The 15184-nt window shown below is 72.5% G+C and carries 12 protein-coding genes; 1 reads left to right on the top strand and 11 read right to left on the bottom strand.

What is annotated here, in order from left to right; all coding sequences use genetic code 11:
• Window positions 1-48: 48 nt before the first annotated feature.
• Window positions 49-825, top strand: coding sequence for a 6-phosphogluconolactonase (gene pgl / locus MUK52_RS23900; RefSeq protein ID WP_114057074.1), 777 nt, complete (start codon window positions 49-51; stop codon window positions 823-825).
• Between the two features lie 75 nt (window positions 826-900).
• Here pgl and pgi read toward each other — a convergent pair whose 3' ends face one another.
• The 11 genes from pgi to uvrC form a co-directional block, all read right to left on the bottom strand.
• Window positions 901-2556 carry a glucose-6-phosphate isomerase gene (gene pgi, locus MUK52_RS23895; RefSeq protein ID WP_114058851.1) on the bottom strand — a complete coding sequence of 552 codons (1656 nt, stop codon included), beginning with the start codon at window positions 2554-2556 and terminating at the stop codon, window positions 901-903.
• Between the two features lie 174 nt (window positions 2557-2730).
• A complete protein-coding gene (locus tag MUK52_RS23890; RefSeq protein ID WP_030197743.1) occupies window positions 2731-3018 on the bottom strand; it encodes an RNA polymerase-binding protein RbpA in 288 nt (95 codons plus the stop codon).
• 244 nt (window positions 3019-3262) lie between these two features.
• Window positions 3263-3493 carry a preprotein translocase subunit SecG gene (gene secG, locus MUK52_RS23885; RefSeq protein WP_114057075.1) on the bottom strand — a complete coding sequence of 77 codons (231 nt, stop codon included), beginning with the start codon at window positions 3491-3493 and terminating at the stop codon, window positions 3263-3265.
• Window positions 3494-3645: 152 nt separating this feature from the next.
• Entirely contained in the window at window positions 3646-4422 is a 777-nt protein-coding gene (gene tpiA / locus MUK52_RS23880; RefSeq protein WP_114057076.1) for a triose-phosphate isomerase, read from the bottom strand.
• 5 nt (window positions 4423-4427) lie between these two features.
• A complete protein-coding gene (locus tag MUK52_RS23875) occupies window positions 4428-5639 on the bottom strand; it encodes a phosphoglycerate kinase (RefSeq protein WP_114057077.1) in 1212 nt (403 codons plus the stop codon).
• Between the two features lie 147 nt (window positions 5640-5786).
• Window positions 5787-6791, bottom strand: a complete 1005-nt coding sequence (gene gap / locus MUK52_RS23870; RefSeq protein WP_114057078.1) for a type I glyceraldehyde-3-phosphate dehydrogenase — start codon at window positions 6789-6791, stop codon at window positions 5787-5789.
• Between the two features lie 210 nt (window positions 6792-7001).
• A complete protein-coding gene (locus MUK52_RS23865) occupies window positions 7002-9956 on the bottom strand; it encodes a M14 family metallopeptidase (protein WP_284579906.1) in 2955 nt (984 codons plus the stop codon).
• Window positions 9957-10125: 169 nt separating this feature from the next.
• Window positions 10126-11115, bottom strand: a complete 990-nt coding sequence (gene whiA, locus MUK52_RS23860; RefSeq protein ID WP_114057080.1) for a DNA-binding protein WhiA — start codon at window positions 11113-11115, stop codon at window positions 10126-10128.
• A complete protein-coding gene (locus MUK52_RS23855; protein ID WP_114057081.1) occupies window positions 11106-12176 on the bottom strand; it encodes a gluconeogenesis factor YvcK family protein in 1071 nt (356 codons plus the stop codon). Before MUK52_RS23855 ends, whiA begins: the two co-directional genes overlap by 10 nt.
• Window positions 12173-13126, bottom strand: a complete 954-nt coding sequence (gene rapZ, locus MUK52_RS23850) for an RNase adapter RapZ (RefSeq protein ID WP_114057082.1) — start codon at window positions 13124-13126, stop codon at window positions 12173-12175. The genes MUK52_RS23855 and rapZ overlap by 4 nt, the downstream gene beginning before the upstream one ends.
• A complete protein-coding gene (gene uvrC, locus MUK52_RS23845; RefSeq protein WP_284579902.1) occupies window positions 13123-15177 on the bottom strand; it encodes an excinuclease ABC subunit UvrC in 2055 nt (684 codons plus the stop codon). Before uvrC ends, rapZ begins: the two co-directional genes overlap by 4 nt.
• Between the last annotated feature and the right edge of the window lie 7 nt (window positions 15178-15184).

Below are 15184 nucleotides of genomic sequence, written 5' to 3'. Positions count from 1 at the left end.
TCGGCGGCCGCGCCATTTCCCGACCAAGAAGGCGGCAACAACATGGGTATGACGACTCCCCAGGTCGTCGTCCACCGGGACAAGGAGCTGATGGCCCAGGCCGCGGCCGCCCGGCTCATCACGAAGATCGTGGACGCGCAGGCGGCCCGGGGCAGCGCCTCGGTGGTCCTGACCGGCGGCCGCAACGGCAACGGGCTGCTCGCCGCGCTGGCGGCGGCCCCGGCCCGGGACGCGGTCGACTGGGCCCGGATCGACCTGTGGTGGGGCGACGAGCGCTTCGTCCCGGCGGACGACCCCGAGCGCAACCACGTCCAGGCGCGCGAGGCGCTGCTGGACGCCGTGCCCGTGGACCCGGCGCGGGTGCACGCGATGCCGGCGTCGGACGGCCCGTACGGGGACGACGCGGACGCCGCGGCCGCGGCCTACGCGGAGGAGCTGCGGCAGGCCGCCGGCCCGGAGGACCACGGCCCGGTGCCCCGCTTCGACGTGCTGATGCTGGGCGTGGGCCCGGACACGCATGTGGCGTCGCTGTTCCCGGAGCACCCGGCGGCCCGGGAGACCGAGCGGACGGTCGTCGGCGTGCACGGCGCCCCGAAGCCCCCGCCGACCCGGGTCTCGCTGACCCTGCCGGCGATCCGGGCGGCCCGCGAGGTGTGGCTGCTCGCGGCGGGCGAGGACAAGGCCGGGGCCGTCGCCATCGCGCTGGGCGGCGCAGGCGGAGTACAGGCCCCGGCGGCGGCCGCGTACGGGCGCTCGCGCACCCTGTGGCTCCTCGACCGGGCGGCCGCGGCGAAGCTCCCGGCGGGCCTCTACCCGCCGGTGTGAGCCTGACGGCCCCTCACCGTGCAGCAGGCGGCCCGCCCTCCCCTCGGGGACGGCGGGCCGCGCTGTGCGCAGGGGTCAGGAGCGGCCGCGCAGCGAGCGGTAGACCGCGACGAGGTTCCGGGTCGACGCGTCGAGCCCGGGCACGTCGGCGCCCTCGGCCAGCGCCGGCTCCACCCGCTTGGCGAGCACCTTGCCGAGCTCCACGCCCCACTGGTCGAAGGAGTCGATGTTCCACACGGCGCCCTGGACGAAGACCTTGTGCTCGTACAGCGCGATCAGCTGGCCGATCACGGACGGGGTCAGCTCGGTGGCCAGGACCGTGGTCGTGGGGTGGTTGCCGCGGAAGGTCTTGTGGGGGACGAGCTCCTCGGCGACGCCCTCGGCGCGGACCTCGTCGGCGGTCTTGCCGAACGCCAGCGCCTGCGTCTGGGCGAAGAAGTTGGCCATCAGCAGGTCGTGCTGGGCCGCGAGCCGGGGCGGCAGTTCGGCGACCGGGCGGGCGAAGCCGATGAAGTCGGCCGGGATCACCTTGGTGCCCTGGTGGATCAGCTGGTAGTAGGCGTGCTGGCCGTTGGTGCCCGGCGTGCCCCAGACCACGGGGCCCGTCTGCCAGTCGACGGGTCGGCCCTCGCGGTCCACGGACTTGCCGTTGGACTCCATGTCGAGCTGCTGGAGGTAGGCGGTGAACCGCGACAGGTAGTGGCTGTAGGGCAGGACGGCGTGCGACTGGGCGTCGTGGAAGGCGCCGTACCAGATGCCGAGGAGGCCGAGGAGCAGCGGGGCGTTCTCCTCCGGGGGCGCCGTGCGGAAGTGCTCGTCCATCAGCCGGAAGCCGGAGAGGAGTTCGCGGAAGCGGTCCGGGCCGATCGCGATCATCAGCGAGAGGCCGATCGCGGAGTCGAAGGAGTAGCGGCCGCCGACCCAGTCCCAGAACTCGAACATGTTGGCCGGATCGATGCCGAAGCCCGTCACCTTCTCCGCGTTGGTGGAGAGCGCGACGAAGTGCCGGGCGACGGCGGCCTCGTCGCCGCCGAGGCCGTCCAGCAGCCAGGCGCGGGCCGATTCGGCGTTGGTGATGGTCTCGATCGTCGTGAACGTCTTGGACGCGACGATGAACAGGGTCCGCTCCGGGTCGAGGTCGCGGACGGCCTCGTGCAGGTCGGCGCCGTCGACGTTGGAGACGAACCGCACCGTCAGGCCGCGGTCGGTGAAGGGGCGCAGCGCCTCGCAGGCCATCGCCGGTCCGAGGTCGGATCCGCCGATGCCGATGTTGACGATGTTGGTGAGGGGCTGTCCGGTGAAGCCGGTCCACTCCCCGGAGCGGACCCGCTCGCTGAAGGAGGCCATCTTGTCGAGGACGGCGTGTACGCCCGGGACGACATCCTCGCCGTCGACCTCGACGACCGTGCCGGCGGGGGCGCGCAGCGCGGTGTGCAGGACCGCGCGGCCCTCGGTGGTGTTGATCTTCTCGCCGCGGAACATGGCCTCGCGCAGTTCGGCGACGCCGGTGGCGGCGGCCAGTTCGCGCAGCAGCGTGAGCGTCTCGTCGGTGACGAGGTGCTTGGAGTAGTCGATGTGGAGGTCGCCGACGCGCAGCGTGTACGCCGTGCCGCGGTCGGGATCCTCCTCGAACAGCTGCCGCAGATGCGTCTGCCCCAGCTCTTCCCGGTGCTTGCCGAGGGCAAGCCACTCGGGGGTCCGGTTGAGCCTTGCCCGGCCTTCTGCGTTCATCTCGGACATCAACCCGTTTCTTCCGTCCTGTCGTGCCCCGCCGATCACCAACTTAAAGGATGGAGGGGGCCTGTGCGGGACAGCGCTGCGGTGTGCGCGCACGGCGAAGGGCCCGGTCCGCCGGAGGGGCCTCCTGCGGGCCGGGCCCGGTGCCGCGCCGGTGCGCGGCTCTCGTCAGATCTCGCCGCGGAGCTTGGCGAGGGCCTCGGCGAGGATGGCCTCGCCGTCGGCGTCGGTGCGGCGTTCGCGCACGTACGCCAGGTGCGTCTTGTACGGCTCGGTGCGCGGCGGCGCCGGGGGGTTGTCCCGGTCCTGGCCGGCCGGGAACCCGCAGCGCGGGCAGTCCCAGGTGTCCGGCACCTGGGCGTCGCTGGCGAAGCTGGGCTGCGTCTCGTGCCCGTTCGAGCACCAGAACGAGATGCGCAGGCGGGGCGCGGACTCGCCGCGCTCGGCCTCGCCCATCGGCCCCGCCCCGACCCGGCTGCCACGGATCGCGTTGCCACTTGCCACGGTCGTAACTCCCCTGCGTGATGGTGCCGCGAAGCGTGAGAGGTTTCCGCCGCGGGCGCCCCAGTGTACGGAAGGCCCAACGGGCGTCCAGCAAATGGAGTTACTCACTCCGAGCCGTGGACGCCGCCTTCATGATAGGCGGGACGCGCGGGGCGGGACGGCCGGATCGGCGAGAACCGGCTGCCGCTCGGAGGCGTCAGCCGTTCGACTTCATCATCAGGCCGAGGGCGACGATGCACGCGAACCACAGCAGGCCGACCACGACCGTGATGCGGTCGAGGTTGCGCTCGGCGACCGAGGAGCCGCCGACGGAGGACTGCATGCCGCCGCCGAACATGTCGGAGAGGCCGCCGCCCTTGCCCTTGTGCATCAGCACGAGCAGCATCAGCAGCGCACTGAAGACGATCAGGGCGATCGAGAACCCCATAACCACGGCTGATTCCTACTTTCTGGCTTCCGAAGGCTTTCCGGCGGTGCCGGATGGGCGCGGGGGCCAGTGGCTGGTGGTACAGCCTCCTGGCCCCCGCAAGGGTACGACGGATCCGGCCCGCGGCATACTCGCTGCCGCGGGGGTGCGGACTACTGGTCCCGGAACCGGACGATCTTGACGAACTCGTCCGCGTCGAGGGCCGCGCCGCCGATCAGGGCGCCGTCGACATCGGGCTGCGCCATGATCGCCGCGATGTTGTTCGCCTTGACGGAGCCGCCGTACTGGATGCGGACCTTGTCGGCCAGCTCCTGGGAGTAGAGCTCGGCGAGGCGGCGGCGGATGGCCCCGCAGACCTCCTGCGCGTCCTCGGGGGTGGCGACCTCGCCGGTGCCGATGGCCCACACGGGCTCGTAGGCGATGACGACGGACTCGGCCTGGTCGGCCGGGATGTCCTTCAGGCCGCCGTCGACCTGGGCGAGGGTGTGGGCGACCTGGTCGCCGGCCTTGCGGACCTCCAGGCCCTCGCCGACGCACAGGATCGGGGTGAGGCCGTGCCGGTAGGCGGCCTTGACCTTGGCGTTGCAGACCTCGTCGGTCTCGCCGTGGTACTGGCGGCGCTCGCTGTGGCCGACGGCCACGAACGTGCACTTGAGCTTGGCGAGCATGGAGCCCGAGATCTCGCCGGTGTAGGCTCCGGCGTCCTGGGCCGAGAGGTCCTGGGCGCCGTACTTGATCTTCAGCTTGTCGCCGTCGACGAGCGTCTGGACGGAGCGCAGGTCGACGAAGGGCGGCAGGACCGCGACCTCGACGGCGTCGTAGTCCTTGTCGGCGAGCGCGAAGGCGAGCTTCTGGACGTGCGCGATGGCCTCGAGGTGGTTGAGGTTCATCTTCCAGTTGCCCGCCATGAGCGGGGTGCGCGTGGTCATCGGGGTCAGACCTCCAGTGCAGCGAGACCGGGGAGCGTCTTGCCCTCGAGGTATTCGAGGGAGGCGCCGCCGCCGGTAGAGATGTGGCCGAAAGCGTTCTCGTCGAAGCCGAGCGTGCGCACGGCCGCGGCGGAGTCGCCGCCGCCGACGACGGTGAAGGCGCTGCTGTCGACGAGGGCCTGCGCGATGGCGCGGGTGCCGCCGGCGTAGTCCGGGTGCTCGAAGACGCCCACGGGGCCGTTCCAGAACACCGTCTCGGCATCGGCGATCTTCGAAGCGTACAGCTCGCGGGTCTTGGGGCCGATGTCGAGGCCCTCCTTGTCGGCGGGGATCTTGTCCGCGTCGACGGTGGTGTACTCGGCCGGGGCCTTGCCCTTGAGGTCGGGGAACTCGGAGGCGGCGAGGACGTCGACCGGCAGGACGAGCTCGACGCCGTTCGCCTCGGCGCGGGCCATGTACTCCTTGACGGTCTCCACCTGGTCCTTCTGGAGCAGGGAGATGCCGACCTCGTAGCCCTTGGCGTGGAGGAAGGTGTAGGCCATGCCGCCGCCGATGAGGAGGCGGTCGGCCTTGCCGAGCAGCTCGTCGATGACGGCGAGCTTGTCGGAGACCTTGGCGCCGCCGAGGACGACGACGTAGGGGCGCTTGACGTCCGCGGTCAGCTTCTTCAGGACGCCGACCTCGGCGGCGATGAGGGAGCCGGCGGCGTGCGGCAGGCGCGCGGGCAGGTCGTAGACCGAGGCGTGCTTGCGGTGCACGGCGCCGAAGCCGTCGCCGACGTAGACGTCGGCGAGCTCGGCGAGCTGGTCGGCGAAGGCGCCGCGCTCGGCGTCGTCCTTGGCGGTCTCGCCGGGGTTGAAGCGGAGGTTCTCCAGGACGGCGACCTGGCCGTCGGAGAGCTTCGCGACGGTCTCCTTGGCGGAGGCGCCGACGGTGTCGGCGGCGAAGGCGACCTCGGCTCCGAGGAGTTCACCGAGCCGCTTCGCGGCGGGGGCGAGGGAGAACGCCGGGTCCGGGGCGCCCTTGGGACGGCCCAGGTGCGAGGCGACGACCACGCGGGCGCCGGCCTCGGCGAGGCGGGCGATGGTCGGCTGCACGGCGCGGATCCGGCCGTCGTCGGTGATCACGTCGCCGGCGAGCGGCACGTTGAGGTCCGCGCGGACGAAGACCCTCTTGCCCGAGACGCCCTCGGCGAGGAGTTCGTCGATCGTCTTCATGTGTTTCTACTCCTTGTCCCCCGGCACGGGCCGTACCGGCGCGGGGTGGGTGGGGCGGGCAGGCAACAGGGCCCGTACGGCGCTTCATCGCGCTGCGCGGACCCTGTGCTCACATCATGGGAGTTCGGCTTGTGTGTCCGACGTGCGTCAGAGCCGGCCGCCGACGTAGACGGTCAGGTCGACGAGTCGGTTGGAGTAGCCCCACTCGTTGTCGTACCAGCCGACGACCTTGACCTGCTTGCCCTGGACCATCGTCAGCGACGAGTCGAAGGTGCAGGAGGCCGGCCAGTTCACGATGTCGGAGGAGACGATCGCGTCCTCGGTGTAGTCCAGGATGCCCTTGAGCTGGCCCTCGGACGCCTTCTGGAAGGCGGCGTTGATCTCGTCCTTGGTGACCTCGCGGTCGAGTTCGAGGACGAGGTCGGTGACCGAGCCGGTCGGGACCGGGACGCGCATGGCGATGCCGTCCAGCTTGCCCTTCAGCTGCGGGAGGACCAGTGCGGTGGCCTTGGCGGCACCGGTGGAGGTCGGGATGATGTTCTCGGCGGCGGCGCGGGCGCGGCGCAGGTCCGAGTGCGGGAAGTCCAGGATGCGCTGGTCGTTGGTGTACGCGTGGACCGTCGTCATCATGCCCTTGACGATGCCGAAGTTCTCGTCGAGGACCTTGGCCATCGGCGCCACGCAGTTGGTGGTGCAGGAGGCGTTGGAGATGACGTGGTGGTTGGCCGCGTCGTACTTGTCGTGGTTGACGCCCATCACGATGGTGATGTCCTCGTCCTTGGCCGGGGCCGAGATGAGGACCTTCTTCGCGCCGGCGGCGATGTGCTTGGCGGCGTCGGCCTTCTTCGTGAAGATGCCGGTCGACTCGATGACGATGTCGGCGCCCAGCTCGCCCCAGGGGAGGTTCGCGGGGTCGCGCTCGGCGAACGTCTTGAAGGTGTTGCCGCCGACCGTGATCGTGTCCTCGGTGTGCGTGACCTCCTGGCGGAGGCGTCCGAGGATGCTGTCGTACTTGAGGAGGTGCACCAGGGTGGCGTTGTCCGTCAGGTCGTTGACACCGACGATCTCGATGTCCGCCCCCTGCTCCAGGAGAGCTCGGAAGTAGTTGCGGCCAATTCGGCCAAAACCGTTGATTCCTACGCGGATCGTCACGAACCGATCTCCTCGTTGGTGCGCCGGTCTGTGCGCCCGGCGAGCTGTAAATGGGATGTCCCCGACCGCTTACGACCCTACCTCTCCGTGAGCTTGCGAGTGACATCGTCCGGGACCTGACACACCCCGGGCCCCGCTCCGGTGGGCCTGTGCGGGGCTTGCGGGGCCTCGGTGCCGGTCACGCGGCGTGAGCAGCGGCCGGGGCGTTGATCAGCGGTTCAGCGCGCGGAGCGCCTTACCGACGAGTAGCGCGCGGTCTGCCGGTTCGCGGACGTGCTCCAGGCCGAATCCGAGCAGGACGGTGTCACGCGTGGTGACCGAGGCGTACGAGCGGAACAGCTCGCCGGAGCGCGCCCAGTCGCCGGGAACTTCGGCGCTTCCCACAGGGGCCCCGGCCGCCGTCCAGCTCCCCAGGGAGTCCTCGAACCCCTCGGTGGTCTGGTCCACTCCCCCGACGGAGAGGCGGACGTCGTCCGCGAACACGCCGCGGCCGCCCTCGCTCGCGTCCGCGATGTACGAGAGCGACACCTCGACGGTCCGGCCCGCGTACGCGCCGAGGTCGAAGGAGGCCTGCTTCCAGCCGTCGGACGATCCGGTGAGGCTGTGCCACGCGCCGCTGCTCCCCTGCGCGGTGCAGCCGCTGCCCTCCAAGGTGAGGTAGCGCCGCAGGAAGGGGTGCGCGTTCACGAAGAAGCCGGCCCCGCAGTCCGTCGGCACCTGGCTGCGGGTCAGGCCGCCCGCCTCGGGCAGCGTGGTCCAGTCGTCGCCGCCGGCCGTGCGCGCCTCCAGGACGGCGTGGTCGTAGCCCCGCTCGGTGTGCCAGTTCAGGGCGGCCTTGAGCTGCGGCGCGTCCGCGGCGGACACCGCCGTGAGGTCGATGGTGCGGGTCAGCCGCCGCCAGTCCCCGTCGGCGTGGGTCGCCGCGGCCATGCCGGTTCCGGAGTGGGGGGCGTACGGGTTCACGACGCCGGCGTACCCGCCCGCCTGCGCGCTGCGGAACTGCGGGAACCGGTCCGCGGGCAGGCTCTCGGAGGTGACGGTGAAGGCGCCGGGCGCGTCCAGCGGGTTGCCCTCGGCGCCGCCGAGCCCGCCGCGGGCCCCGGCGAGGCCCCCCGAGCCGGCGAAGCCGGTGGCCCCGCGGACGCTGCTGCGGCTGTAGGCGCCGAGCCAGTACTGGCCGAAGTCGTCGGTGAGGGCGGGCCCGACCCGGGCGTCGCCGCCGGCCGACTCGCCGGCCTCGATCAGCTTTCCGCCCTCGTTGAGGTACGAGCGCAGCGCGAGCTGGGTGTCGCCGCCGGGGGCGACGGCGCCGGTGTAGTGGACGGCGGTGCGGAAGTGGGCGAGGACGCCGAGGCGGTGCGGGGCGCCCTGGACGGCCGTGTCCCAGACGGCGGCCGCCCGGCCGTTGGCGCGGAGCGCGTCGGCGTAGCCGCGGGCGTGCCGGGCGGGGGCGCCCTCCTCGGCGATCACGAGGGCGTCGGCGCGGGGCCGCTCGGCGACCGTGTACGTGAAGCGGTCGCTGGAGACACGGCGGCCGTCCCGGTCTCGGCCGGTGAACCAGACCTCGACGCGGTCGCCGGGGCGGGCGCCGCGGACCGCGCCCCGGTACTCGTCGAACCAGTTGTTGTCCTCGCCGCCGTAGACGGAGCCGCCCTTCCAGGGCTTCACACCGCGGTCGTGGGCGCGGCCGCCGTTGACGCGCCAGTGCAGCCGCTTGTCGCCGAGCGCCTTGCGGGCGGTGACGGCGACCGGCTGGTCGCGGCCGTCGGCCGCGTAGGAGGTGGTGAAGGGGTCGAGGGTGAAGTCGGCGGCGGTCAGGCCCACGGGGGACACCGGCCGGTCGGGGCGTGCGGCGCTCTCGCCGACGGCCAGCGCGAAGGGGACGTTCTTGGCGAACTCGGCCTGGATCAGCTTCTCGTCGTCGGGGAAGTTGAAGCCGGAGCGGCAGTCCTCGGGCTTCCACCGGTCGTTCGGGTCGGCCGCGGAGGCCGTCCGGCAGGTGGTCATCTCCGGGGTGAACATCATGATGCCGTTGACGTTCGCGGCGTGGCCGTCGGCCTCGCCGTTGGTGGTGTACAGCTCGGAGGACAGCTGCGGGCGGTAGCCGGGGACCGCCGGGTTCTCGGGGGTTCCGGCGAGCACCCGGTAGGCGGTGTCGTCGGGGGTGGGCGTGGCGACCTGCCAGCCGACGCCGTAGAGGATGAGCTCGGCGGCGGAGTGGTAGTTGACGGCGTACTCGAAGCCGATCCGCTTCTGGAACCGGTCGAGGGCGGCGGTCTCGGGCTCGGAGGCCGCGGAGGGGCCGCGGTAGGTCTCGTTCGCGGGGTTGGGCGATGATCCCTCGTCGTCGTAGCCCCACTTGTAGGCGAAGTTCCGGTTCAGGTCGACGCCGTCGCCGCTGGTGATCCTGCCGTCGCCGTTGTTGTCGCGGAGGTTCTTGCGCCAGAGCCGGTTGGCCTCGGAGGCGTGGGTGTGGTCGTAGCCGTCGGGGTTGGCGGACAGCAGGAACCACAGCTCGGTGGAGTCCACCAGCTTCGTGATCCGGGGGTCCTTGCCGTAGGCGTCCAGCGTGTGGTGCATCAGGCGCCGCGTCATCTCGGGCGTGATCCACTCGCGGGCGTGCTGGTTGGACATGTACAGCACGGAGGGCTTCGCGCCGTCGCGGGTGGTGCGGGCGTTCTTCGTGACCTTCAGCGCGAGGATGTCCCGGCCCTGGACGGTCTTGCCGATGGAGACGGCCTTGGCGAGGCGGGGGTGCTCCCGCGCGGTCCGCAGAACCTCCTCCTTCAGGCCGCCCTTGCCGCTGTACGGGCGGAAGACGCCGTCGCCGGGGGCCTGCGCGCGGGCGGAGGCCCCCACCGTGCGCTCGGCGAGGGCCACGCCGCGGGCGGCGAGCCCGCGGGCCTGGCCCTCGGTGAGGAACAGCTCCACGCGGGCGGTGCCGGTCTCCGGGGCTCGCTCGGAGAGCTCGTGCCCGTCCTGGCCTGCGGCGAGGACGAGCGGGACCTGCTCCTTGGTGATGTCGGCGTCGTAGACCCGGACCTCCTCGGCGCCGGGTGCGGCGTCCGCTGCGGGGCCGGCGTGGGCCGCGGCCGGGAGGGCGGCCGCGGTGGTTGCTAAGAGGAGTGAGCTGGCGGCGAGGATCAGTCCCGCGCGGTGCCTCATGTGCCCCCCTGGGCGTCGACTGCCACGAAAGCGTTCGGACGACAGGCTCACGAGGCCTCGTGTCCATGTCAATGGGGCGTTGCGGGAACGAGCCGCCGCGCACCGGGGGCCCGTACGCGGCGCGCTGTGCGGCGTACGGGCCCCCGGTGCATGGTGCGGTGCCGGCCGGTCAGCCGGCCAGGTTGTCGGCCAGCTCCTCGCTGAGGTTCGACTCGGTGCCCGGGATGCCGAGGTCCTGGGCCCGCTTGTCGGCCATCGCCAGCAGACGGCGGATGCGGCCGGCGACGGCGTCCTTGGTCAGCGGCGGGTCGGCGAGGGCGCCCAGCTCCTCCAGGGAGGCCTGCTTGTGCTCCATGCGCAGCCGGCCCGCGGCGGCCAGGTGCTCGGGCACCTCCTCGCCGAGGATTTCCAGGGCGCGCTGGACGCGGGCCCCGGCGGCGACGGCGGCGCGCGCCGAGCGGCGCAGGTTCGCGTCGTCGAAGTTGGCCAGCCGGTTCGCGGTGGCGCGGACCTCGCGGCGCATCCGCCGCTCCTCCCAGGCCAGCACGGACTCGTGGGCGCCGAGCCGGGTCAGCAGCGCGCCGATGGCGTCGCCGTCGCGGACGACGACGCGGTCGACGCCGCGGACCTCCCGGGCCTTCGCGGCGATGGAGAGCCGCCGGGCGGCGCCCACCAGGGCCAGGGCTGCCTCGGGGCCGGGGCAGGTGACCTCCAGCGAGGAGGACCGGCCCGGCTCGGTCAGCGAGCCGTGGGCCAGGAAGGCGCCGCGCCAGGCCGCCTCGGCGTCGCAGGTGGCCCCGGAGACCACCTGCGGGGGCAGGCCCCGGATGGGGCGGCCGCGGCCGTCGACCAGTCCGGTCTGGCGGGCCAGCTGGTCGCCTCCGGCCACGACGCGGACCACGTAGCGGCTGCCGCGGCGCAGGCCGCCCGGCGCCATGACGACGAGGTCCGAGGAGTGGCCGAAAATCTCCAGGATGTCCTTGCGGAGCCGCCGCGCGGCGATCCCGGTGTCGAGTTCCGCCTCGATGACGATCCGGCCGCTCACCAGGTGCAGGCCGCCGGCGAACCGAAGAATCGCCGAGACCTCCGCCTTCCTGCAGCAGGTCCGGGTGACGGGGAGCCGGGAGATCTCATCCTTCACCGCTGGCGTCATCGCCATGGGCCGATCCTTCCATGCATCCGAAAAATACGGTCGTACGCGGCTGCGAGCAGCTCCGGGTCGTGCTTGGGGGAGCCGTCTTCCCTGGCCACCGGCGCCAGCTCGACCGCGGCGCCGAAGCGCTGCGCGGCATCGGCGAGGGACTCGCGGTCGGGCACGGCGGCCTGGTCGGCCAGCACCACGTCCAGGGCGAGTTTAGGGGCGTGTCGGGCCAAAACCTCCAAATGACGCTGCGGAGAGAACCCCTCTGTTTCGCCGGGCTGCGGGGCCAGGTTGAGCGACAGCACGCGCCGGGCCTTGGTCTCCATGAGCGCGTCGAGGAGTTCCGGCACCAGCAGGTGCGGGATGACGGACGAGAACCAGGACCCGGGGCCGAGCACCACCCAGTCGGCGTCCAGGACCGCGGCCACGGCCTCCGGCACGGCGGGCGGGTCGGACGGCACGAGGTGCACGGACAGCACCTCGCCGGGGGTGGTGGCGACGGTGGCCTGCCCCCGGACGGTGTCCACGTCCGCCGGGCGGGCCGGGTCGTGGCCCCGTACGAGCGCCTGGAGCTCCAGCGGCACCGCCGACATCGGCAGCACCCGGCCGTGCGCGCCGAGCAGCCTGCCGACGAGGTCCAGGGCCTGGACGGGGTCGCCGAGCTGCTCCCACAGGGCCACGATCAGCAGGTTGCCCACCGCGTGCTCGTGCAGGGCGCCGGCCGACTGGAAGCGGTGCTGGATGACGCGGGCCCAGGTCTGGCCCCAGTCGTCGTCCCCGCAGAGGGCGGCCAGCGCCTTGCGCAGGTCGCCCGGGGGGAGGACGCCGAGCTCCTCGCGGAGCCGCCCGCTGGACCCGCCGTCGTCGGCGACGGTGACGACCGCGGTCAGCTCGCCGGTGATCCGGCGCAGGGCGGCCAGCGACGCCGACAGGCCCATGCCGCCGCCGAGCGCGACGACCTTGGGTGCGGCGCCCTTGGCGGCTGCGCCGCGGCGCGGCGCGGTGCGGACCGCGCCGTCCTCGCCCCGCCCCGGGGTGAGGCGGCGCAGGCGGCGCAGCCGCAGGGTGCGTCCGGTCACTCGCGCCCCATGTCCCGGTGGACCACGACGGTCTCGACTCCCTCGGAGGCGAGGCGGGCGGCGAGCTTCTCGGAGACGGCGACGCTGCGGTGCTTGCCGCCGGTGCAGCCGACGGCGATGGTGACGTACCGCTTGCCCTCGCGGCGGTAGCCGGCGGCGATGAGCTGGAGCAGCTCCGTGTAGCGGTCGAGGAACTCCTTGGCGCCGGGCTGGCTGAAGACGTAGCCCGAGACCTCCGGGTTCAGGCCGGTGAACGGCCGGAGCTCGGGCACCCAGTGCGGGTTGGGGATGAAGCGGCAGTCCACGACGAGGTCGGCGTCGACGGGGAGGCCGTACTTGTAGCCGAAGGACATGACGGTGGCGCGCAGCTCGGGCTCCTCCTCGCCCGCGAACTGGGCGTCCATCTTCGCGCGCAGCTCGTGCACGTTCAGGCTGGAGGTGTCGATGACCAGGTCGGCGTCGCCGCGCAGCTCGCGCAGCAGGTCGCGCTCGGCTGCGATGCCGTCGGTGATGCGGCCCTCGCCCTGGAGCGGGTGGGGGCGGCGGACGGACTCGAAGCGGCGCACCAGCGCGTCGTCGGAGGACTCCAGGAAGACGATGCGCCGGGTGACGCCGCGCAGCTCCAGGTCGGCGAGGGACTCGCGCAAGGCGTCGAAGAACTGGCGGCCGCGGACGTCGACGACGACGGCGATCCGCGCCACGTTGCCCTGCGAGCGGGCGCCGAGCTCCACCATGGTGGGGATCAGCGCCGGCGGGAGGTTGTCCACGACGAACCAGCCGAGGTCCTCCAGGCACTTGGCCGCCGTGCTGCGGCCGGCTCCGGACATCCCGGAGATGATCACCAGCTCGGGGATGGCGGCCTCGGCGCTCTCGCCGGGCTCCAGTGTCGTGCCCGTACTCACCTGTGCTCCGTTTTCTCGGTCGTACTCGGTCTCGTGCTGCTCGGTCATCGGTCGGTCCCCCGTTCGGACGAGGTTCCCGCGGGTGCGGGGGTCTCCTCCTCCATGATCTCCCCTGTCGCCGTGTTGACGGCAGGGGCGGCGGGGACTGCCCGGGCGAGGGCAGCGGCCACCGTCTCGGCCGTCTTGCGCCCTATGCCCGGGACCTCGCAGATCTGGTCGATTGTCGCCTGTCTCAGCTTCTTCACCGAACCGAAGTGCTTGACGAGGGCCTGCTTGCGGGTCTCGCCGAGGCCGGGCACCTCGTCGAGCGGGCCGGCCTTGAGCCGCCTGCCGCGCTTGCTGCGCTGGTACTGGATGGCGAACCGGTGCGCCTCGTCGCGGACGCGCTGGAGCAGGTAGAGGCCCTCGCTGGTGCGGGGCAGCACGACGGGGTCGTCCTCGCCGGGCAGCCACACCTCCTCCAGGCGCTTGGCCAGGCCGCACACGGCGACGTCGTCGATGCCGAGCTCGTCCAGGGCCCGCTGGGCGGCGGCGACCTGCGGCCGGCCGCCGTCGACGACGACGAGCTGCGGGGGGTAGGCGAAGCGCCTGGGCCGCCCGTCGTCCTGCGCCTGCCCGGCGCCCCCGGCCGCGTCGGCCGCGTCGGCCGCGTCGGCGCCGTCGGCTGCGCCGTCCCCGGGGGACCACTCGCCGGTCTTCAGCTTCTCCTGGAGGTAGCGGCGGAAGCGCCGGGAGACCACCTCGTGCATGGAGCGGACGTCGTCCTGCCCGGCGAAGGTCTTGATCTGGAAGCGCCGGTACTCGCCCTTGCGGGCCAGGCCGTCCTCGAAGACGACCATGGAGGCCACGACGTCGTCGCCCTGGAGGTGGGAGATGTCGAAGCACTCGATGCGCAGCGGCGCGCTGTCGAGGCCGAGGGCCTCGGCGATCTCCTCCAGGGCGCGGGAGCGGGTCGTCAGGTCGGCGGCGCGCCTGGTCTTGTGCAGGGCGAGGGCCTGCTGCGCGTTGCGGTGGACGGTCTCCATGAGGGCCTTCTTGTCACCGCGCTGCGGGATGCGCAGGCTGACCTGCGAGCCGCGCCGGCCGGCGAGCCACTGGCCGAGGGCGGGCGCGTCCTCGGGCAGGGCCGGGACCAGGACCTCCTTGGGCACGGCCTCGCCGGCCTCCTCCCCGTACAGCTGCTGCAGGGCGTGCTCGACGAGCCCGGCGGTGTCGACGGCCTCGACCTTGTCGGTGACCCAGCCGCGCTGGCCGCGGACCCGGCCGCCGCGGACGTGGAAGATCTGCACGGCCGCCTCGAGCTCGTCCTCGGCGACCGCGACGAGGTCGGCGTCGGTGGCGTCGGCGAGGACGACGGCGTTCTTCTCCATGGCGCGGCGCAGCGCCCCTATGTCGTCGCGCAGCCGGGCGGCCTTCTCGTACTCCATCTCCTCGGCGGCCTCGTGCATCTGCGCTTCGAGGCGGGAGAGGTAGGTGCCGGTGCGGCCGGCCATGAAGTCGCAGAATTCCTCGGCGAGTTCACGGTGCTCCTCGGGGGTGACGCGGCCGACGCAGGGGGCGGAGCACTTGCCGATGTAGCCGAGGAGGCAGGGCCGGCCGATCTGCGCGGAGCGCTTGAACACCCCGGCGGAGCAGGTGCGGACGGGGAAGGCGCGCAGCATCAGGTCGACGGTCTCGCGGATCGCCCAGGCGTGCGCGTAGGGGCCGAAGTAGCGGACGCCCTTCTTCTTGGGGCCGCGCATGACCTGGACGCGCGGGTACTCCTCGTTCATGGTGACGGCGAGGGAGGGGTAGCTCTTGTCGTCCCGGTACTTGACGTTGAACCGGGGGTCGTACTCCTTGATCCAGGAGTACTCCAGCTGGAGGGCCTCCACTTCGGTGGACACGACGGTCCACTCGACGGAGGCGGCCGTGGTGACCATGGTGGCCGTGCGCGGGTGGAGTCCGGCGATGTCCTGGAAGTAGTTCGCCAGGCGCTGGCGCAGGCTCTTGGCCTTCCCGACGTAGATCACCCGGCGGTGCTCGTCGCGGAAGCGGTAGACCCCCGGCGAGTCGGGGACCTGGCCCGGCTGGGGGCGGTAGCTGGAAGGGTCGGCCATGCCGCCC

Origin of the sequence: Streptomyces sp. 2P-4 (assembly GCF_030167965.1) — a bacterium.
Taxonomy (GTDB): domain Bacteria; phylum Actinomycetota; class Actinomycetes; order Streptomycetales; family Streptomycetaceae; genus Streptomyces; species Streptomyces globosus_A.
Note: the sequence above shows the minus strand (reverse complement) of the source record. Positions and strands in the feature narration are given on the sequence as shown.